We start from the raw sequence: 20,782 nt of genomic DNA, 5'->3' as shown, positions 1-20,782 counted from the left end.
GGAGAGAGTTGGGGGAAACCTTTCTGTAGAAAGGGGTTCCCCCAATCTTCTCATATTCTCACTTGTCTCAACACGTCCAGCAGTCCAGCACGCCCTGGCGCCAGACGGAGAAGGCGTGGAGGAAGTTGTCCACGGGGAGTTCGGACTTTTCGCCGGTGCGGCGGTTTTTCACTTCCACCACGCCGCGGGCCAGGGCCTTGCCGCCCACCACGAGCTGGATGGGCGTGCCGATGAGGTCGGCGTCCTTGAACTTGACCCCCGGGCGCTCGGCGCGGTCGTCCAGGAGGGTGTCGATGCGATTGTTGACGAGGAGTTCGTAGATCTCCTCGGCCTTGGCGGCCACGGTTTCGTCGTTGCCGGCCAGGGAGAGCACGGCCACTTCGAAGGGGGCCACGGGCGGAGGGAAGACGATGCCGTCGGCGTCGTGGTTCTGCTCGATGCAGGCGGCCAGGATGCGCGAGACGCCGATGCCGTAACAGCCCATGATCATGAAGCGTTCCTTGCCGTTTTCGTCGAGGAACTTGGCGTTCATGGCTTCGGAGTATTTGAGGCCAAGCTTGAAGACGTGGCCGACCTCAATGCCCTTGGCCAGATCAATGCCACCGCCGCAGGCCGGGCAGGGGTCGCCGGCGGTGATCGTGCGCAGATCGGTGTAGGCGACGAGGGCGGCGTCGAGATCGCGGGCCAGATCCACGTGCAGCAGGTGGGCGTCGGCCTGGTTGGCGCCGACGATGCAGCCGCTGGCGCCCTGGAGTTCGTGGTCAATGACGATCCTGGCCACCTTGAGGCCCACGGGGCCGGCAAAGCCCACGGGCGCGCCGGTGACCCTGGCCACCACCTCGGGCTGGGCCAGGGTCAGGACCGCGGCGTTGAGGTGGTTCTTGAGCTTGATTTCATTGAGATCGCGATCCCCCCGGACCAGGGCGGCGACGATGACGCCGTCGGCGTCGAAGAGGAGCGTCTTGACGATGGCTGAGGGCGCAACCTTGAGGAACGCGGCCACCTCTTCCACGGTGTGCACGCTCGGGGTGGCCACGACTTCGGCCGGAGCCTCGTCCCTGGCTGCGGGCGCGTCAGCGGGCGCCTTCACCTGGGCTTTTTCCAGGTTGGCGGCCCATTCGCACTGGCTGCAAAAGGCGATGGTATCTTCGCCAGTTTCGGCCAGGACCATGAATTCATGAGAGAAATTACCGCCAATGGAGCCGGTGTCCGCCTCCACAGCCCGGAACTTCAGGCCCAGGCGGGAGAAGATGCGGGTGTAGGCCCCGTGCATGGCCCAGTAGCTCTTGTCCGCCCCTTCTTCATTCATGTCAAAGGAATAGGCATCCTTCATGATGAATTCGCGGCCGCGCATGAGACCGAAGCGGGGGCGGATCTCGTCGCGGAATTTGGTCTGAATCTGGAACAGATTGAGCGGCAACTGGCGGTAGCTGTTGACCTCCCCGCGGACCAGATCGGTAACCACTTCCTCATGGGTGGGCCCCAGGCAGTAATCCCGGTCGTGGCGGTCCTTGAAGCGCAGGAGCTCCTTGCCGTAGAATTCCCAGCGGCCGGTCTCCTTCCAGAGATCTCCGGGCTGGACCATGGGCATGAGGATTTCCTGGGCGCCGGCGCGGGTCATCTCCTCGCGGACGATGGCGCTGATCTTGCCCAGGGCCCGCCAGGCCATGGGCAGGTAGACGTAAATCCCCGAGGTGAGCTTGCGGATAAAGCCCGCGCGGATCAGGAGCTTGTGGCTGACGACTTCGGCGTCGCCCGGGGCTTCCTTGAGGGTGGGGACGTACAGGGAGGTCATTTTCATGATGCACTTCCAAAAAGACGGGGTTAGGGGTTGGAGGATTCGCGCCGCTCCGCGAGCAGGGCGTCGAGTTCTTCAAGAAAGGCCGGCAGCAGATTCTCGCCGCCGCGCACGGCACGCACAATCCTGCCCTTGCGGAAGATCACGCCCTTGTCCCGGCCGCCGGCCAGGCCGATATCGGCCTCGCGAGCCTCGCCAGGGCCGTTGACCACGCAGCCCATCACGGCCACGGTGATCTGCTCTTCAACCTCCCGCAACCTTGCCTCCACGGCCTCGGCCAGGGGGATGAGTTCGATTTCCGTGCGGCCGCAGGTGGGGCAGCTGACCAGTTCCGGCCCGCGCGCGCCCAGACCCAGGGAGCGCAGGATCTCCCAGGCCACGCCGGGCTCGGCCACTGGATCATGCGTGAGGGAGACGCGCAGGGTGTCCCCAATGCCGTTCCAGAGCAAAATCCCCAGGCCGACGGAAGACTTGATGGACCCGCGCAGCAGCGTCCCGGCTTCGGTGACGCCGATGTGCAGGGGATAGTCGCACTGGGCGGCCAAAAGCGTGTAGGCTTCTATGGTGTGCTGCACGCTGGAGGACTTGAGGGAAATCTTCGTCTCGTAAAAGCCGCGGTCCTCCAGCATGCGCACGTGGGCCAGGGCGCTTTCCACCATGGCCGCCGGCGTGGGGCCGCCGTGTCTGGCCAGGAGTTCCTTTTCCACAGAACCGGAGTTCACGCCCACACGGATCACCGCGCCGTGGGCCTTGGCGGCGTCCACCACGCGATCCACCTTGTCCCGGCCGCCGATGTTGCCGGGGTTGATGCGCAGGCCTTCCAGCCCGCTTTCCAGGGCCTTGAGGGCCAGGCGGTGGTCGAAGTGGATATCCGCAATGAGTGGAACAGGGCTTTGGGGCCGGATGGCGGCCAGGGCCGCGGCGGCGGCATCATCCAGCACGGCCAGACGGACCAGGGCGCAGCCGGCGGCGGCCAGGGCCTGGATTTGGGCCACAGTGGCGTCCACATTGCGGGTATCGGTATTGGTCATGGATTGGACAACCACGGGCGCATCGCCGCCGATGCGCACCTCGCCCAGGTGAAGCTGGCGGGTGGGTCGTCTTGCAGGTCGAAACGTGGAAATCGGTGGCAATGACATAAGCAGTGGTATGGGCTGTGGGCCTGTGCGGGCAGGGAGTTGCGGGCTGGCGTCTGCCCCGTCCATACGTGAAAAGCCCTGGCAAGGGAAGAACCGTGTATCCGCTTTGCTTGAAGAAGGCTAAAGTGCCGGCGAAGATGGTCGATAGAAACTCCTGAAAGCGGCACGGACGCCGCTGCGAGGCATTGGCCCAGACCGCGTCCATTCCGCGGCTTGCTTCTCGCTCTAACAAGGATGTGCCCCATGCGCGCCGTCTCAGAATTTCGCCTGTTGCTGCTCATTCCACTGCTGTGGCTCCTTGTGGGGGCTGCGGTGGTTTTGGCGCAGTCTCCCGACTGCCCTCCAGGTTCGGACCGTCCGGACTGCCGCTCCCCCAGTCGGGCCGAGGGTCGCGGTGAACCGACGACGCCGTTCCCGTTCGACATTTCCGGACAGGAAGGAGGCGCCACCTATGTTGCCACAGCCTCCTCCGGCGCCACTAGGTGCCGCGAGGACACCGTGGTGCAGGACCCGCGGACCTGGCAGCCGGATCCCGGCGCGGTGGTGACCCTGGGGCCGGCGCAAAAGACCAACGTCAATGGCGTGACCGTGCCCATGCAGCCGGTGGACGAAATCCATACCGGCATGTACCTGCCCGATGGCCAGGGCGGCTACTACTGGGTGGGTGAAAAGAACGCCATCCCCACCCCCAATCCCAACAACGAGGCGGCCATTGAAATCCGTCTGAAGGTCAAGGAACTGGCGGACCAGTTGCTGGGCGCCGGCGGCGCCACCGTGTCGGTGGGGGGGATGGTGATCATGCCCTCCAGCTTCGTGCATCAGGACCGTTATGACGTCTCTTCCTCCTTCGGCCGGTATATCGCCGAGCAGATGATTCACGAATTCACCAGCCGGGGGCTGAAGGTGCGGGAATATCATCTGCAAAAAGCCATCGACATGCGGCCCGGCGAAGGTGACTTTGCCATGAGCCGCCGCGGGCCGGATGTGTCTGTGGAAGGCCGCAATGTCGCCGTGCTCACGGGCACCTATTACTGGGACAAGGAAAACATCTTCGTCAACGCCCGCCTCGTCCGCGGCAGCGATGATGAAGTGCTGCGCACCGGCAGCCTGGTGTTTGCGCAGTCCGAGGTCAGCCAGAAGATGCTCAAGAGCACGGGCAAGATGCTGGGCGAAACGTACGTCGGCGTGCGGGACTTCGACATCATGACCAAGGGTCCCGGCCTGACGGACATCGACCGCGGCTATGACATCAAATAACACACGTCCACCAGATACAACACGCAAAGGCGGGTACGCCCATGTATAAATATGCTTTTCTTCTCGCGTTGTTGTCCTTCCTGCTGGCCGCCGGCTGCGCCCGGTCGCCCCGGGACTGGCAGGAACATGATGTGGCCTCGGTGCCGTATAATGAACACAGCCTGAGCAACTTCCGTCTGGCCAAGCAGTACATGGCCGAGGGCCGCTACGAACTGGCCCGTTACCGGCTGCAACAGGCGTACAACTCCGCCCGCACCAAGCCGGAACAGATGATGATCCAACGGGAACTCGAAAACTGCAACCGCCTGGTGCAGGCGGCGCGCTAAGGGAGCGGCCATGAAATCCATGCTGCGTCTTGCCGTGATGCTGGCCAGTCTGGCCCTGTTCTGGGCGCTTTCCGCAGGCACGGCCGGGGCCGGCACCCTGCCCGCCCTGGCCCATGCCCTGGCTGACGACCTGAACTTCCAGCTGGGCGAACAGATTGGGCTTTCCGGGGAAGTCAGCCCCGGCCACCGGCTCATCATCACCACGCCGGTGAACCTGAACTCCCTGGAAATCAGCTCCCCCCTGGCCCGGCAGCTGGCCGAGGAGCTGGCCACCAATTTCAGCAAAGCCGGCTACGTGATTCAGGAAATCCGCCGGGCCAACACCATCCTCTTCCGGCCGGACCAGGGCGAATTCCTGCTCACCCGGCGCGTGGGGCTGGTGAACGAGCGCAACATCAAGGGTGCGCTGATCATGGCCGGCACCTACGTGGCCACCTCCCGGCACGTGCGCTTCACCATCAAGCTCATGGACGCCGCCTCCCTGGATGTGCTGGCCATGAGCTCGCTGTCCCTGCCCGTGGACCAGGAAGCCATGGAGCTGATGGACGACGGCAGCGGCAGCCCGGACATGAGCACAGCCCCCTCCGTGCGCACCACCTTCCACCCCGGCACGCTGACCATGCGTTAGTCATTCTCTTGTCTGCGTCGTCAACACGGAGGCCACCGCATGTGCGGAGCCTCCGTTTTTCATGTGCCTCTCTTGCATCTGCGGGCCAACTCAGGCACCTTGCCCCGCATGGTCCTTTCCCCTTTGCAGGAGGCATGCATGCCGGCCCTCTCCCCTCTGTTCCAGTCCCTGGCCCGCTACAACCGCTGGGCCAATGCCAGACTTTTCGAAGACGCCGCCAAGGCCGCCCCTGCGTGTCTGGCCGCCCCCCGGCCGGTAAACTTCGGCTCCATCCTCGGCGTGCTCAATCATCTCCTGCTGGCCGACCGGCTCTGGCTCACCCGGCTGACGGGCGAAGGAGAGGCGCCGGCCAGCGTAAGCGGCATGGTGGCCGACTCCCTGGCGGCCCTGCTCCCCCTGCGCGAGGCCGAAGACGCCCGGCTCCTGGCCTTTGCCGAAACATTGCCCACCGCCAATCTTCCGGAAATTCTCAAGTACCGGACCACCGAAGGCAAGGATGCGGCCCTGCCCGTGGCCGCCTGCATCCTGCACGTCTTCAACCACCAGACGCATCACCGCGGCCAGGTCCACGGCCTGCTCGGCCAGTGCGGCGCGAGCGTGCGGGACATTGATTATCTGTATTTTGTCCGGGATGTTACGTTCTAATATGGACGGGCTCCCCTCTTCTGCCTTACTCCCTGACGGCGGGCAGGCCCTGTCCCCCATTGCGAAATACGGCCATTCCGTGTACATCGCCTTGGGCTTTTTTTCGCATGGTCGCGCGCATTGTTCCACCATGGAAGGTCCTGGGTTCACTTCCTGTGGTTGATCGCCACCTGCCTGCAACATGCCGGGCGTATGGGCATGACCAGCATCCAGTATGACACCGTGGGTCATCGTCGGAATGGTTCCGACCAGGCTCCGGACTCAGACCTTGCCGAGTGGAGAGGAATATGACGGACGCACTTCGCTTTTTCTTCGCCTGGACCAGCGACCCCCTGCGCGTCGCCTCCGTGGTGCCCTCCAGCCAGGCGCTGGCGCGGGTCATCACCTCGGAAATCCAGTGCGAATGTGGGCCGGTCCTTGAGCTGGGACCCGGCACCGGCGTCTTCACCAGAGCCCTGCTGGCCCGCGGCGTGGCCCAGGAAAATCTCATCCTGGTGGAATACGGCCAGGAGTTTGCCGAGCTGCTGCGCCGGCGGTATCCTGATGCCGACGTGCACTGCGCCGACGCCGCCCGCCTCTGCCGACTGGACGAAATCGGCCAGAAGCAGCCCGGCGCGGTGGTCAGCGGCCTGCCGCTGCTGGCCATGCCCAAGCGCAAGGTGTACGCCATCCTGCGCGGCGCCTTCCAGCACCTGCGCGAGGATGGCGCCTTTTACCAGTTCACCTACGGTTTCCGGTGCCCCATCCCCCGCGCCATTCGCAACCGCCTGGACCTGCAGGTGGAACGCCTGGGCTGGGTGCTGGAGAACTTCCCGCCGGCGCAGGTGTACCGTGTGACCCGCCGCAAGGCTCCTATAGCCAACTAGTCTAACCACCTGTTCTTTTTGAGGGAAGAATCCTTCTGAAACGAGATTCTTCCCTCACCCCCCCCTTCTCCCTTTTTCCCTCCCGCTCCCCTCCACCTTTGGGCGTCTTGCAAAAGGCCCCCTGCTCCGGGGCTTCCCCCTCAGGCCGGGGTAGCACGCCCTGTCGCATCCACTCGCCATTATGCGATTGTTTTCTCTGAAAGAGGCAAACCGCATGGCGACAGCCCGAAGCACACGGAATGTGGCACACAGGGCAGTTCCCATCTCCCTAGAATACTATCTAATCAATATTTTGATCTATTATTATCTGCGCGACGTGCTATGGTTGCCCAAACCTTATCCAGGGGGAGCCCCATGGAGGATGGAATGAAGCGCGTCATGCAGGTCAATGACATTCAGTTGTTTCTCGAAAAGTCAAACCCGCCTAAACTTGTCATCAGCGCAACCGGGCTCGTCTCCAGCAGCGGCTGGACTGAGGCCAGGCTGCAAACCGTCATCAAAGGCCTGAATCCTGACGGGTACATGGAGCTGGAGATGGTGGCCCGGCCTCCGGACGGCATTGTCATGCAAGTCATCCTGCCCATTTGCGCCGACGCAATCTTTGACCCCGCGCCGACAGGATGCAAGGGGGCCATCGTCCACGCAGCATCCAATTTCGTGACCCGCCTGCTGTAGTCCCTCACGGTTTCGACAAAAAAACCGCCCCCGACGCCAAAGCGCCGGGGGCGGTTGCTGCTTGTGCGGGCCTGCCGCGGCTAGTGCCGCTGCAGGGGGTGGTGGCCGTCGTCCTTGAGCAGGGTTGTGGCGATGGGCGCGCACTGCTCTGCCGTGGAGAAGATGGCGCGGTCCGTAGGCGGCATGAGGGCATGCTGCAGCACCTCGTCCATGTGCTCCACCTGGATAATTTCCAGGGACTTGACGATCTCCTCGGGCACGTCCTTCAGGTCCTTGGCGTTGTCCTTGGGGATGAGCACGGTGGTGATCAGCCCGCGGTGGGCGGCCAGGAGTTTCTCCCGCAGGCCGCCAATAGGCAGGACACGGCCACGCAGGGTGATTTCGCCGGTCATGGCCAGATCGTTGCGCACGGGGATGTTCAATAGCGCCGAGATCATGGACGTGGCCAGGGTAATGCCCGCCGAGGGGCCGTCCTTGGGGATGGCGCCTTCGGGCACGTGGATGTGAATATCCGCCAGCTTGTAGAAGTCGGACTTGAGGCCAAAGAGATCCGAGCGCGAACGGATGTAGGACCGTGCGGCGCGAGCGGATTCAGTCATCACGTCGCCAAGCTTGCCGGTAATCTCCACCTTGCCATCACCGGGCATGAGCGCGGTTTCCACCACCAGCAGCTCGCCGCCCAGCTCGGTGTAGGCCAGACCGGTGGTCACGCCCACCTGGGGCTGCTCTTCCTTCTCGCCGTAGCGGAACTTGGGCACGCCAAGGTAGGTGGCCAAGCTCTGGACGCTGACGCTGACGGTCTTCTCCAGTTCATCCTTTTCCACCAGATTGCGGGCCACCTTGCGGCAGACGGAAGCGATTTCCCGCTCCAGGTTGCGCACGCCGGCCTCGCGGGTGTAGCGGCGGATGATCTCCAGCACGGCATTTTCCGAAAGCTGGATGTTCTCTTCCTTCAGGCCGTGGTGCTCCAGCTGTTTGGGCAGCAGGAAGGACTTGGCAATCTTCTTCTTTTCCACTTCCAGGTACCCGGGCAGCTGGATGATTTCCATGCGGTCCTGCAGGGGCAGCGGGATGCTGTGCAGGGTGTTGGCCGTGGTGATGAAGAAAATCTTGGAGAGGTCGTAATCCAGATCCAGATAATGATCGTTAAAGGTGGAGTTTTGCTCAGGGTCGAGGACCTCCAGGAGGGCGGCCGAGGGGTCGCCACGGAAGTCCATGCTCATCTTGTCAATTTCATCCAGGCAGAACAAAGGGTTATTGAAATCCACCCGTTTTAGGGACTGGATGATCTTGCCCGGCAGCGCACCGACATAGGTGCGGCGATGGCCGCGGATTTCCGCTTCGTCGCGCACGCCGCCCAGGGAGAGGCGCACGAACTCGCGGCCGGTGGCCCGGGCCACGGACTTGGCCAGGGAGGTCTTGCCCACGCCGGGGGGGCCCACCAGACAGAGGATGGGGCCCTTCATGGTCTGGACCAGCTTCTGCACAGCCAAGAACTCCAGGATGCGTTCCTTGGGCTTGTCCAGGCCGTAGTGGTCTTCATCAAGGATCTTGCGGGCTTCGTCCAGGTCGATGGACGTTTCCTTGCAGGTGTTCCAGGGCAGGTCGAGGATCCAGTCCACATAGTTGCGCACCACGGTGTATTCCGCGGAGGAAGGCGGCATGGTGCGCAACTTTTTGATTTCCTTGAGGGCCTTTTCCCGGGCCTCGTCGGACATGACCTTGGTCTTGAGCTTTTCTTCCAGCTCGGCCGTTTCGGCCACAGGATCGTCCTCGCGTCCCATCTCCTTGGAGATGGCCTTCATCTGCTCGTTCAGATAGTAGTCGCGCTGGTTGCGCTCCATCTGATTCTTGACGCGATTCTTGATCTTCTTTTCCAGGGCCGTGATCTCGATTTCCCCCTGCAGCAGGGCAAAGGCCTCCTCCAGGCGGATTTTCGGATCGGTCTGCTCCAGGATTTCCTGCTTGCGCAGGTAGTCCACCTTGAGGTGGGGCATGATGGCGTCGGCCATCTTGCCGGGGGTGGTCAGGGAGGAGACGGCCAGGATGGTTTCCGGCGCCAGCTTCTTGTTTACCTTGCCGAACTCTTCCAGGGCCTCCTGCGTGGCGCGGATGAGGGCCTTGGTTTCCGGCGTGTTGTAATCCTCTTCCAGCATCTTGCGCGTAGCGATGACCGGATAGAGCTGGTCCGCGGGGAAAGTGTCGCCATCGGGGGTCCAGACGGCTCGGTAAAGGCCCTCGAAGAGGACCTTGATGGTGCCATCGGGCAGGCGCAGGAGCTGGAGAATCTTGCTGACCGTGCCGACCTGGAAAAGGTCATTCGGCTCTGGCTTTTCGATTTCCGGCTCGCGCTGGGCCACGAGGAAGATTTTCTTGTCGTAATGGGCCAGGGCGTGCTCGATGGCCTTGATGGAGGCTTCCCGGCCCACGAACAGGGGCACGATGGACCGCGGGAACATCACCACCTCGCGCAGGGACATGAGGGGCAGGCGCAAGGGTTCGGTCTGGGAATCGCCGTCCAGCAGGTAGGGTTTTGACATGGAACGCTCCTCTCAAATCGCAGGATGCGCCGCCGCGCCTGCGCCCGGGGCGTGCAGGGCACGCCACTGTGTACGAGACTGGGCACGCCGCAAGGGCAGGCGGGAGGCTGGAAGTCTCAAGGTAACGCCCGAAGGCGAAAAGTCAAATGGAGACAGGCTAAAAAAATCGCAAGCAAAAAAGCCCGGACGCAACCGCGTCCGGGCACAGGGAACAACAGGCAAGGAAGGCTGGCGCGTAGCGTCCTGATCAGGAGTTCGCAGAGCGCGCCTCCTGCTGGTAGATGAGCAACGGCTCCATGCCCTTTTCCACCACATTTTTGTTGACCACGCATTCCTTAACGCCCGTGAGGGACGGCAGGGAATACATGATATCGAGCATGATGTTTTCCATCACGTTGCGCAGGCCGCGGGCGCCTGTTTTACGTTCAATGGCCTTCTGCGAAATGGCCCGCAGGGCATTGTTGGTAAAGCGCAGGCGGACCTTGTCCAGCTCAAAGAGCTTGTGGTACTGGCGGGTGAGCGCGTTCTTGGGCTCGGTGAGGATGCGCACCAGATCGTCTTCGCTCAGGTCTTCCACAAAGGTGAGCACGGGGATGCGGCCCACGAATTCGGGGATGAGGCCGAACTTGATCAGGTCGATGGGATGCACCTCGGAGTAGACGCTGGAAAGGTCCAGCTTGCCGGGGGATTCCACCTGCGCGCCAAAGCCGATGGAGCGGCCGGCGCGGCGTTCCTGCACAATTTTTTCCAGCCCGATGAAGGCCCCGCCCATGATGAACAGGATGTTCGAGGTGTTCAGGCGGATGAATTCCTGCTGCGGGTGCTTGCGGCCGCCCTTGGGAGGAATATTCGCCTCGGTGCCTTCGATGATCTTCAGGAGCGCCTGCTGCACCCCTTCGCCGGAGACGTCACGGGTGATGGAGGGGGAGTCCCCCTTGCGGGCGATCTTGTCGATTTCATCAATGTAGATGATGCCGCGGGAAGCGGCTTCGATGTCGTAATCCGCATTCTGCAGCAGCTGGACGAGGATATTCTCCACATCTTCGCCCACATAGCCAGCCTCGGTCAGGGTGGTGGCGTCGGCAATGGCAAAGGGCACCTTGAGCACGCGGGCCAGGGTCTTGGCCAGGAGCGTTTTGCCGCAGCCGGTGGGGCCCATGAGCAGGATGTTGGACTTTTCCAGCTCCACGTCGTCGCTGATCTGCCCGGAGAAGAAGACGCGCTTGTAATGGTTGTGCACGGCCACGGCCAGGATTTTCTTGGCGTGCTGCTGGCCGATGACGTACTCATCAAGCTTTTTGTGGATCTCTTCCGGGGAGAGCAGGCGGCCGTCGTCCAGGTCTTCGTTGATGCTTTCCTGGGCGATGATTTCGTTGCACAGGGCCACGCACTCGTCGCAGATGTAGACGTCCGGGCCTGCAATGAGTCGTTGCACCTCGTCCTGGCTCTTGGAACAGAACGAGCAGTGCAGTTCGGGAGGGGTGCCGAGTTTCTTGGTGGCCATGATCTCTCTCTTGGGTCTCTCCTGCCCGGGGTGGCGGCCCCTGGCAGGTCTCTAGGCGGACTCGCCGCCGGGTGCGGCCTTGTCCGTACGCGAAGTCAGGATGTGGTCCACAACGCCATACGCCTTGGCTTCCCCGGCGGTCATGAAGTTGTCGCGGTCCGTATCCCGGGCAATCTGCTCCACATCCTTGCCGCAGTTCTTGGCCAGGATGATATTGAGCGTTTCCTTGAGGCGCAGGACTTCGCGGGCATGGATTTCAATGTCCGTGGCCTGCCCCTGGAACCCGCCCGAGGGCTGGTGGAGCATGATGCGGCTGTTGGGCAAGGTATAGCGCATGCCCGGCGCGCCAGCGGCAAGCAAAAACGCGCCCATGCTGGCCGCCTGGCCCAGGCACAGGGTGACCACCGGCGCGGAGATATACTGCATGGTGTCGTAGATGGCCAGGCCAGCCGTCACCACGCCGCCGGGGGAGTTGATGTAAAGGTTGATTTCCTTCTCAGGATTTTCGGATTCCAGGAACAGCAACTGCGCACAGATAAGACTGGCGACATGGTCGTCAATGGCGCTGCTGAGCAGAATGATCCGGTCCTTGAGCAGGCGCGAGTAGATGTCATACATCCGCTCGGTACGGCCGGTGGTCTCGATGACATAGGGCACGGCGCCCACGGTCATGGCAAACTCCTTGTGGCTCCTGCCGGTCCAGACGCTGTGCGGGCGGGCGCAACGGGCCGGGCCAGGCGTGGGTGTGGCTGCAATGCGGCGCGATGACCACGGGCCACCGCGCCACTTACTATCTAATAGGCACCCTCTACACCAGCGGCGGGCTGGTCGTCCACTCCCGCCCCGGCGAGACTTGCCGTCATTCTTCTTTCACACAGGTGCTAGCAAGCAGCATGCCGTTGCATGCCCTGCCCTTTCTGTCTGGGCCTGCTCAGGTCCGTTCAGACCTGTTCGGGCTGTGTTACGCATCCGCCGCTTCGGCAGGGGCCTCGGCAGGGGTGGCGGGCACTTCCACCACATTCACCTTGGAGTACATGCGCTCCATGGCCTTGTCTGCCAGCAGCTTGTCCCGCACTTCGAAGATCAGACCGTGCTGGGAATAGAACTGCTTGAGTTCATGGAAATCCTGGCCCATGCGCGCGGCCAGCTGGCGGAAATGGAAATCCACTTCCTGCTCGGTCACTTCCAGCCCTTCCTTGCGGGCCACGGTCAGCAGCAGGATTTCCGCGCGGGCAAGTTCTTCCGCCTGGGGCGTCACATGGGCGCGGTAGGCTTCGGCGTCCATGCCGGTCACGGCCTGCAGGGTCTTGCCCTGGCGCTCGGCGCGGTGCACGGCGTCGCCCACCAGGTTGTCCAGGTGGCGGCCCAGCAGGGAGGGCGGAATCTCAAGGCTCACCTGAGCCAGCAGGGCATCCAGGAACTTCTTCTGCGCCGTGGAGCGATGCAACTGGCGGCGGCTTTCCATGTAGGACTTGGTGATGGCTTCGCGCATTTTTTCCACGCTTTCGAAGCCGCCGGCCTTCTTGGCCAGCTCGTCCGTCAAGGGCGGGAGCTGCTTTTCCTTCACCGCATGCAGGGTCAGTTCCATGTCCACGGTTTTGCCGGCCAGTTCCGTATTCAGGAAATCGTCGGGGAAGCTCATCGGGCCCTGGGTGGACTGGCCGGGCTCCAGGGTCTTGACCATTTCTTCAAACGCTTCCAGGGCATGGCCTTCGCCCAGAGAGAGTTCGAAGTTGTCCGCTTCCAGACCGGGAATCACCGCGCCATCCTGGCGGGCCTTGAAGCTCACGACCACCACATCGCCGTTGACGGGCTTGCGGGGGGTTGTCACGTCCACCAGTTCCGCGGCGTTGTTGCGCACACGGTCCATGACGGCCTCAATCTCGGCCTCATTGACCACTGCCGCTTCCTCTTCCACAGAAACACCTTCGTACACCGGCAGCTCGAACTCAGGCATGACTTCGAAGCTGATGGTGTATTCGAACGCCTGGCCCTTCTCCATCTCGCCGCCGTCGAAGTCGATGCGCGACACCGGAGAGACCTTGAGCTCGCCCAGGATTTCGTTGATGTGCAGATTCACCAGATCAGTGGTGGCCTCGGCCGTGATCTGCTTCTTGAACTTGCCTTCGATCAGGGTCGAAGGGGCTTTGCCCTTGCGGAAACCCTTGATGTCCGCATCCTTGCGGTACATGGCCGTGGTGGCGGACAGGGAGGCGAGCACTTCCTCTTCGGGCACGTGCACTTTGATGCTGCGTTTGACGGAGCTGACGGCTTCGACAGTGTATTCCATTTCGAGAGATCTCCTTAGGCACTCGATTCGTGACGCGTATGCAACCGGCGCCCAGCCGGAACATTAGTCGCCGCGAGGAGCGGGCGACGGGGGGGTTGGTGCGAGAGGGGAGACTCGAACTCCCACGCACGGAGGCGCCGGATCCTAAGTCCGGTGCGTCTACCAATTCCGCCACTCTCGCACGGTGAACCACGCTGCGACGAGGGCGCGCGCCGGGCGCGGCACTCCCACCAGGGCAGCAGTAGCGACGACTGGGTAAAGGAGGTCACCTACCAGCAAGCGCCGGCAAAGGCAAGCTGCCCGGCAGCGGCCTACTGGGAGGTGCCTGCATATTCCCGGAACCTGCGCAGCTGTTCCCGAAGCATCAGATCCAGCTCGGCAGATGTCTTGACCTTGTTCGGCTGGGTATTTTTCAGGAAAAACATCCGATTAAACGGATCCACCAACAGCCCGAGGGACTTGTTGTCCGGATAGACGTTGCTGGAGGCGCGGGTCCAGGCCACGCCTGTGTATTGCAAGGACACCCAAAGACGGTACTCCATGCCTTCCCGGTCCTGCAGGGTGACAATGCCCCAGGCAAAGCTGGTTTTGCCATTGCCAAGGGAGTGATATTCGCTTTCTTCCAGTCCTCCCAGGCTCATATTCACAGATACGGCATACAACGCGGCCACTTTGAGGATGGCTTTGTTGTAGTCCGCCTCCTTGAAGCCATCGAGCCCATGAGGAGGATAGGCTGCGCCATTGAACACACCAAGACCAACGGCGAACAAGGCGACCGCAAGCAACAGAAGCCTGGCACCCCAGGCGATTACGGCCATGCTAAAAGCCCTCCACAGGCTCGGGGGTGCGGGAGACACCCAGGGTCTGGGCGCGCAGGCGCTCGATCCGTTCCACTTTGAAGCGCAGCAGATTTGTCTTTTCCGCCGCCCGCTGTTGTTGGGCAGTCATTTTTCGGATGGAGGTCTGCAAGGACTCATCGGACAACCCCGCCATGCGCTCTCCTTGCGGCTGCTGCAGCATCAGCTTCATTAATTGCAGGGCAGCATTGGCATTGGCCGTATCCCGCTGTGCATAGATCAGTTGCCGGCCCACCCAGTACAGCTGGTTCTCATAGTACAACTCCGGAAAGATGTACTGCGGCAGCGGCGGGGTTCCCAGCGCACCGCCCACGGCAATGGCCGCCAGAAGCAGCGTGAGCCCCCGGTATTTCCAGCGGTCACAAAAAGCGCGTATCCAGTTCATTGCCTGTCTCGCAAGTCTTTGCGCCGGTACACCACCAGCTTTTGGTACGGTTCTTCCTGTGGCACGAACTGATGATAATAAGGATCCGCCCGGTTTCCGAACATGTCGTCGGCGATATCCACATCAAGGCGGTCGTAGTCGCGCTCCAGGTTGAGCATGTGCAGGATCGCATCATCGGACTGGACCAGGAAGCCGTCGCGGTCCGTGCGCGAGACACTGCGCTTGACCAGCCATTCCGGGTTGTCCAGGGCATCGGGATCGTCGGCGCGCAACCCACCGAGGATCTTGAAGTCCGTATAGAACTGCAAGGGCAGGTCGCCGTAGCTGATGAGGATGGTGTCGTTCTTTCTGGCGTGTTCGCGGAAGAAGTTCACAATGCCGCTGTTCACATCCGGATAGCCGCGAACCAGCTCCGTCAGCAGCAGGTGGATGGGAAGATTCGGGTAGGTCAGCATGCGCGGGTCGCTCTGCCAGGGGCGGTTCACAATACCCAATACTTCCATGGGGATGATGTGCATCCAGTTGGTGAACAACAACAGCCCCGTGAGCAACACGCCGCACACCGTATGGGCCTTGAGCGCCTTCAGGCACACCCAGGCCAGGATGACGGCCAGCAACGGGTACAAGTGCACCAGATACCGCAGGAACTGCTGGGGGATGAGCGCCAGGATGAGCACACTGCCAAGCATGATCAGCGCCATCATCAGGACAGAGCGCTCCAGATACTCTTGCGGCGCGTGCCTGAGCATGCAGGCCAGGAAAAACTTCCGCCACCGCCAGACAAGATACGCCGCCACGGGCAGGGGCAGGATGAACTGCACAAAGTCCGCGAAATAATTCCCAATATTCGCTGGAATTTTGGTCATGTCCATCATGCCGCCCTGCTTGCCAATGCCGTACAGCATGAATCCGGGCAGGATGATGACCAGGGCGCACACGCCCATGAGCAGCAGTTCCTTCAGGCGGGGGAGCTGGCGATCCACCAGGCACCTGGCCACCATTGCGGCCGGCCCGAAGCTGAAGAGGAGCAGATAGTTGGCATGGAACATCAAGCCCATGGAAATTCCGGCAAGCACGCAGGCCCATCCCTTTGGGCGTTTGGGCAGGAAGGCTTCCATGCTCAGAATCGTCAGGATGGTCCCGAGGGTGTAATAGCGGTTTTGCCGGCCAAACAGCAGAAACGGCACCGTGAGCGTCAGGAACAACGCCGCCAGCCGGGCCAATTGAATATTGTTGAAATGCACCCGGACCATGCGGTACGTCAGCAACACGCAGATGACCCCGGCCAGGGCAAAGGGGAAGCGGCCGGCAAAGGTGTTCAACCCGCCGAGCTTCAATCCCAGGGCTGACACGTAAATCTGCATCCAGGGTGACCAGGACCAGATCAGATCCGGGCCATATTCCCGGCCTTGCTCCTGGGAAATGACGCTCACCCCGTCCGTGACGCGGGGCAGGCCGTATTTGAGCACATTTTTGGCCAGGCAGGCGGTTTCGGCCTCATCCTGCCAGAATGGGCGCTGGCCGAGCTGGTACAGCAGAAAAAACGCAGCCAACGCAACGATAAGCCAACACCAGGGGTCGGCATACCACCGTAAGACGGCAGGGGCAGCAGGCGTGCCTGAACCAGCAGGCGAGGCGTGGGCAATGGCCTCTGGGCCGGCTGGGTTGTCGGCGCTGGGGGCGGCAATCTCGGGGGTCACTCGGGGCTCCGGGAAAAAGTCGGAAAAAACGTGAGGCGGACTCGGGTCATTCAGTGGCGGCCACCGGGGCAGTCCGGCTTCGCGAGCGGGCGCATCGGCCGGGTGCAGGTCGCAACGGGCATAGCAGGCAGGGAAAATGCTGCTCCCGCCACAAGCCCGCACGCCTGTACCATGTCCCGTGCCGTTCGTCGACCCCCCTGCCCTGCGTCATCTGCGCAGCCGGGAATCCTACTGGCCAGTCACGATACGCAATTCCACGCGACGGTTGCGCTGGCGGCCTTCCTCGGTGCCGTTGTTGGCCACGGGAACATCCGCGCCAAAGCTGCGGACATCGAGCCGGTCCGGTGCGATGTGATAACGCTGCATGAGCAGGCGGCAGACCGCCTCGGCCCGTTTCCTGGCCAGCAGCTGTTCCAGCTGCGGGTTGCCAAACTTGTCGCAGTGGCCCTGCACAATGGCCCGCAGCTCAGGCCGGGCCGCGAGCATGGAGCCGATGCTCTCCAGCCGGCGGGCCATTTCCGGCGTGATGGTGGTGTCATCCTTGCCGAACTCCAGCGGTGTCTGGCCGTGCACCACCACCTGGGGCACGCTTTGAACGCGCCAGGCTGCGGCCGGGTCTTGCAGCAGTTGTTCCAGTGCCCGCGCCCTGGCCTGCAGAGCCCCGGAAGGAATGCCCTGGTACAGCCGCACGCTCACCCGGCGGTTGCGCTCGCGGCCATGGGCCGAGCTGTTGTCCAGCAGAGGATCTGCGTCAGCAGCCGCCGCAATGGCCAGCCGCTGGGGCGCGATCTGCCAGCGTCGGATCAGATATTCCTGCACGGCCTGGGCCCGCTGACGGGAAAGGGCCAGATTGGACTGTCGGTTGCCAACATTGTCTGTATGGCCCTCCAGGGTGGCGGACTGCCCCGGATTCGCCTGCAGCTGTCGGCCCAGCAGATCCAGCCGGCGACACATTGCTTCGTCCAGTGTGGCGGTATTGTCGCTGAACATGATATTGAACGGCTTGCCCAGCGCCTGCCAGCCGCCCTGGCGGGCGTAGGTTCCGCGCACGAATACCGTCACCTGCCGGACCTGACGGCGGGGAGGAAGTTCCTCTTCGCGAGGTTGAAACAGCGTCTGCGCAGCATCCTGCAGATGCACTCTGGCCGCAGGCGCGCCATGGCGCGTCACCAGGGCGGTCAGTACCTGCTCCGCCCGGCGGTTGGCCTGCAACAGTCCGCGGCTGGCGTCGGCCGTCACGGCTGCCCCGTCGGCCGGGGCATCGAACTGCCCGACCAATGTGGCCTCCACCCGGGGGTTTTGTTGCAACAACACCGCCAGACGCTGCAGTTTTTCCTGTTGCGACAGAGGCACGTCTTCCGAATTTGGTTCAAAGGCCACCCGCACGGTAAACGAGCACGGTACAGCACAGCCTCGCGCGTCCACGGCCTGATCCGGCGCGGTGTCGGGGCAGGCATCCAGGGCATCGACAATGCCATCGCCGTCCACATCCGCGCTGTTCACGGCCACAGGATTGGCGGGCGTTGCTCCTTCAAGGGCGCCTCGCACCGGCATGGTTTCATCACGAAAGGAAAAGACCCCGCAGCCCCCAGCGCCCAGGGAGACGGCCAGCAGCGCCAACAACAACGGACCCCGCATGCATGACCTCATCTTCATGACTTGCATTGTATATGAACAGCAGCGCCTGGAGAGAATCACCACCAGCGCGCGTCCCAAATCGGTCGGACCAATCAGTTGGCCCAGGCAGTTGGCCCAGGCAGTTGAGTCCCGCCTGGCTCTCAACTGCACCATGCCCATGGTATGGCAAAAAAACGCAACTGCGGTTCGCGACATCTTACGGAAAAATGAAATCCCTGCAACGGGAAAAATTCCACTCCCGCTGCAAGGAGAGTTCCTTGCAAAGAGCACAGGTAAACCGCAGCGCATTGCATGGCTGAATCTTCATATTCCATTCATTTTCGTAAGGATCCGCAGTCTGCTTGCGCGGGAATACAGTCAACACCCCACATTTCCTGCGGATAGCGCCTTTCCCGTCTCCCGGGACGGGGCGGGGACCTCCCTTGCGACTTTTCCCCGCATCATGCATGATGCGCACATCATGAAGCCTTTGCTGGACAAGCCCGCATCCTCAGGAGATCGCATGCTTCTTCCCACAGTATATGCCCGCAGCCTGCTTGCGCTGGCCATCCTCGTATGTGCCTTGGCGTTGCACGCACCTCAGGCGTATGGCCAGACGGAAGGGATCCTCATCGTCAAAACAAAGCCCGTGGACGCTCAGGTGCGCCTGCTGTATGTGAAGCCCAAGTTTGAGCAAGGCATCAAGCTCACCCCTGGCAACTACATGATTGATGTGAAGGCGGACGGCTACGAAACCGTCTTCCGCGAACTGACCATCAAGGCCGGCGCCACCACCACCGTGGAAGTGACCCTCAAGCCTCTCCCCGGCACCACCCCCAAGCCGGATGAGACCCCGAAGGAAGCCCCAGCCAAGGATGATGCCAAACCAGTGGCCCCAGAAGCGCCAGATGATGCGAAGGGGAAACCAGACGAAAATACCGACGCTGCGAAACCTGCCGGCCAGCTGTTTGTGGAAACCCAGCCTGAGGGCGCCACCATCCGCATCCTGAGCATCAAGCCCAAATTCAAGCAGGGCATTGAGCTGGCCCCCGGCACGTATCGCATCAGCATCTCCAAGGACGGCTACCTTGACGCCGAGGCACCTGCCGAAATCAAGCCCGGCGAAAAAACCACCCTCAAGGTACAGCTGGAACGAGACAAGCCCGGGCAAGAGGAACTTCCCCTGAACCGCAAGGGATTTGGCCGGCTGTATGTGGATGCCGAACCGGCGGACGCCACCATCCGCGTGCTGCGCATCAAACCCGTTTTTGAACAAGGCATTGAGCTCAAGGCCGACAAATACACCGTGGACGTGCAGAAAGACGGGTTCGAAAAGCAGGTGCTGCGCGTGGAAATCAAGGATCGCGAAGCCACGCACCTCAGCGTGGCCCTGACACCAGAAGGCACGCAAGCAGCACCATCCGAGCCTGCGCAGCCTTCCTCCAACGCCTCCGCAAACACCACCACGGCCAACGCCACCAGCGCCACGCCCGAAACCAAACCGGAGGCTGAAGAGCCCCGGGAAGCCCCACCCGCCGAAGCCAAAGTCGTTTCCTCCACCAACCAGACTGGCGCACGTGACGCCATCGCCGCAGGACACGGCAAGCTGCTGTTGAACATGACCCCGCCTGACGCCGAGGCGTCCATCATGGAACTGGAAACCCGCTACCAGCACGGCATGGCCCTGCCCGTGGGCAATTACACCATCAGTTTCATCAAGGACGGGTACGAAGACCATTCCGTGCGGGCCATCATCGAGGATGGCAAAGCCCTGACACTGGACGTCACGCTCAAGCCCGAAAGCGCACCTGTGGCTTCCTCCTTCGCCAAGATCAAGGAGGCTGACGCAGCGGATCTCAAATCCAGCATCGGCAAGCTCTTTCTCGAAGTCTCCCCTGCAGATGCCACGGTAATGGTCCTGAATATCAAACCCAAATTCGAACAGGGCATGGAACTGAAGGCTGGCAGCTACCGGCTGGAAATTCGCCGGGATGGCTACACGCCCATGCGCGTGGTGGTGTCCATCTCGCCCCGCAAGGCCGTGACCTACCGGGTGGTGTTGCAGCCGGCTGTGGAAGAGCCAGGCACCGAGGCCCAGGGCAAGCCGGGTGCAGAGACGCCCCCTCCCCCTCCTGTTCCTTCGGTAAATGCGGACCAGGCCAGGGCATTCCTGGAGCAAGGCCGCTCGCTGCTCAAGGAAGGCCGCGAGGACAAGGCCCTGGAGCTGCTCAGCCAGGCCATCGAACAGGATCCTTCCCTCACCGAGGCCCTGCAGCTGCGCGCGGCCCTCTTCAGCCGTCAGAAAAAGAACGAGCAGGCGCTGGAGGATTATTCGCGGGCCATCAAGCTCAGCAACAAAACACCCCAGCTGTATGTGGAACGCGCCCAGCTCAATGAACGCATGGGCCTGCCAGCGGCGGCGTGTTACGATTACTGGATGGCCTGCTCCCTGGACGCCTGCGACGGCATCCGCGAGGCGCAGAAGCGAGGGCTGTGCCAGTAACGTTTCCGAGAGGATATGATGATGGACGAGCCCCTGCCGGCCGCTTGCAGCG

At 62.3% G+C, this 20,782-nt stretch carries 17 protein-coding genes and 1 tRNA gene; 7 read left to right on the top strand and 11 right to left on the bottom strand.

What is annotated here, in order from left to right:
- Nucleotides 1–67 precede the first annotated feature (67 nt).
- A complete protein-coding gene (locus tag ACYQ00_RS10550; protein ID WP_460032082.1) occupies nucleotides 68–1,801 on the bottom strand; it encodes a proline--tRNA ligase in 1,734 nt (577 codons plus the stop codon).
- Between the two features lie 23 nt (nucleotides 1,802–1,824).
- Nucleotides 1,825–2,937: a flavodoxin-dependent (E)-4-hydroxy-3-methylbut-2-enyl-diphosphate synthase gene (gene ispG / locus ACYQ00_RS10545; RefSeq protein ID WP_460032081.1), complete on the bottom strand. Its 1,113-nt coding sequence runs from the start codon at nucleotides 2,935–2,937 to the stop codon at nucleotides 1,825–1,827.
- A 243-nt stretch (nucleotides 2,938–3,180) separates the two neighbouring features.
- Between ispG and ACYQ00_RS10540 the strand changes: the two genes are divergently transcribed.
- From ACYQ00_RS10540 to ACYQ00_RS10515, 6 genes are all read left to right on the top strand, one after another.
- Complete coding sequence (locus ACYQ00_RS10540) at nucleotides 3,181–4,194, top strand: FlgO family outer membrane protein (protein WP_460032080.1); 1,014 nt, start codon at nucleotides 3,181–3,183, stop codon at nucleotides 4,192–4,194.
- Between the two features lie 41 nt (nucleotides 4,195–4,235).
- A complete protein-coding gene (locus ACYQ00_RS10535) occupies nucleotides 4,236–4,520 on the top strand; it encodes a hypothetical protein (protein ID WP_460032079.1) in 285 nt (94 codons plus the stop codon).
- Nucleotides 4,521–4,530: 10 nt separating this feature from the next.
- A complete protein-coding gene (locus ACYQ00_RS10530) occupies nucleotides 4,531–5,148 on the top strand; it encodes a FlgO family outer membrane protein (RefSeq protein WP_460032078.1) in 618 nt (205 codons plus the stop codon).
- A 138-nt stretch (nucleotides 5,149–5,286) separates the two neighbouring features.
- A complete protein-coding gene (locus ACYQ00_RS10525) occupies nucleotides 5,287–5,793 on the top strand; it encodes a DinB family protein (protein ID WP_460032077.1) in 507 nt (168 codons plus the stop codon).
- 287 nt (nucleotides 5,794–6,080) lie between these two features.
- Nucleotides 6,081–6,659 (top strand): class I SAM-dependent methyltransferase, encoded by a 579-nt coding sequence (locus tag ACYQ00_RS10520; protein ID WP_460032076.1) that lies wholly within the window; start codon nucleotides 6,081–6,083, stop codon nucleotides 6,657–6,659.
- Between the two features lie 366 nt (nucleotides 6,660–7,025).
- Nucleotides 7,026–7,334, top strand: a complete 309-nt coding sequence (locus ACYQ00_RS10515) for a hypothetical protein (protein WP_460032075.1) — start codon at nucleotides 7,026–7,028, stop codon at nucleotides 7,332–7,334.
- Nucleotides 7,335–7,414: 80 nt separating this feature from the next.
- On the opposite strand, the gene lon is transcribed toward ACYQ00_RS10515, so the two are convergent.
- The 9 genes from lon to ACYQ00_RS10470 form a co-directional block, all read right to left on the bottom strand.
- A complete protein-coding gene (gene lon / locus ACYQ00_RS10510; protein ID WP_460032074.1) occupies nucleotides 7,415–9,874 on the bottom strand; it encodes an endopeptidase La in 2,460 nt (819 codons plus the stop codon).
- A gap of 247 nt (nucleotides 9,875–10,121) precedes the next feature.
- Complete coding sequence (gene clpX / locus ACYQ00_RS10505; protein ID WP_460032073.1) at nucleotides 10,122–11,378, bottom strand: ATP-dependent Clp protease ATP-binding subunit ClpX; 1,257 nt, start codon at nucleotides 11,376–11,378, stop codon at nucleotides 10,122–10,124.
- Between the two features lie 51 nt (nucleotides 11,379–11,429).
- Nucleotides 11,430–12,050, bottom strand: a complete 621-nt coding sequence (clpP, locus tag ACYQ00_RS10500; protein WP_460032072.1) for an ATP-dependent Clp endopeptidase proteolytic subunit ClpP — start codon at nucleotides 12,048–12,050, stop codon at nucleotides 11,430–11,432.
- Nucleotides 12,051–12,339: 289 nt separating this feature from the next.
- On the bottom strand, nucleotides 12,340–13,668 hold the full coding sequence (gene tig, locus ACYQ00_RS10495; RefSeq protein WP_460032071.1) for a trigger factor: 1,329 nt from the start codon (nucleotides 13,666–13,668) through the stop codon (nucleotides 12,340–12,342).
- A gap of 96 nt (nucleotides 13,669–13,764) precedes the next feature.
- Nucleotides 13,765–13,849: transfer RNA gene (locus tag ACYQ00_RS10490), tRNA-Leu, on the bottom strand.
- Between the two features lie 130 nt (nucleotides 13,850–13,979).
- Nucleotides 13,980–14,486, bottom strand: a complete 507-nt coding sequence (locus ACYQ00_RS10485) for a hypothetical protein (RefSeq protein ID WP_460032070.1) — start codon at nucleotides 14,484–14,486, stop codon at nucleotides 13,980–13,982.
- A gap of 1 nt (nucleotide 14,487) precedes the next feature.
- Nucleotides 14,488–14,910, bottom strand: a complete 423-nt coding sequence (locus ACYQ00_RS10480) for a hypothetical protein (protein ID WP_460032069.1) — start codon at nucleotides 14,908–14,910, stop codon at nucleotides 14,488–14,490.
- Nucleotides 14,907–16,610, bottom strand: a complete 1,704-nt coding sequence (locus ACYQ00_RS10475) for an ArnT family glycosyltransferase (protein WP_460032068.1) — start codon at nucleotides 16,608–16,610, stop codon at nucleotides 14,907–14,909. The genes ACYQ00_RS10480 and ACYQ00_RS10475 overlap by 4 nt, the downstream gene beginning before the upstream one ends.
- Before the next feature lie 228 nt (nucleotides 16,611–16,838).
- A complete protein-coding gene (locus ACYQ00_RS10470) occupies nucleotides 16,839–18,248 on the bottom strand; it encodes an OmpA family protein (protein WP_460032067.1) in 1,410 nt (469 codons plus the stop codon).
- Between the two features lie 502 nt (nucleotides 18,249–18,750).
- Here ACYQ00_RS10470 and ACYQ00_RS10465 point away from each other — a divergent pair.
- Nucleotides 18,751–20,730, top strand: coding sequence for a PEGA domain-containing protein (locus ACYQ00_RS10465; RefSeq protein ID WP_460032066.1), 1,980 nt, complete (start codon nucleotides 18,751–18,753; stop codon nucleotides 20,728–20,730).
- Nucleotides 20,731–20,782 lie beyond the last annotated feature (52 nt).

It is taken from the genome of Megalodesulfovibrio paquesii (assembly GCF_054653055.1).
Note: the sequence above shows the minus strand (reverse complement) of the source record. Positions and strands in the feature narration are given on the sequence as shown.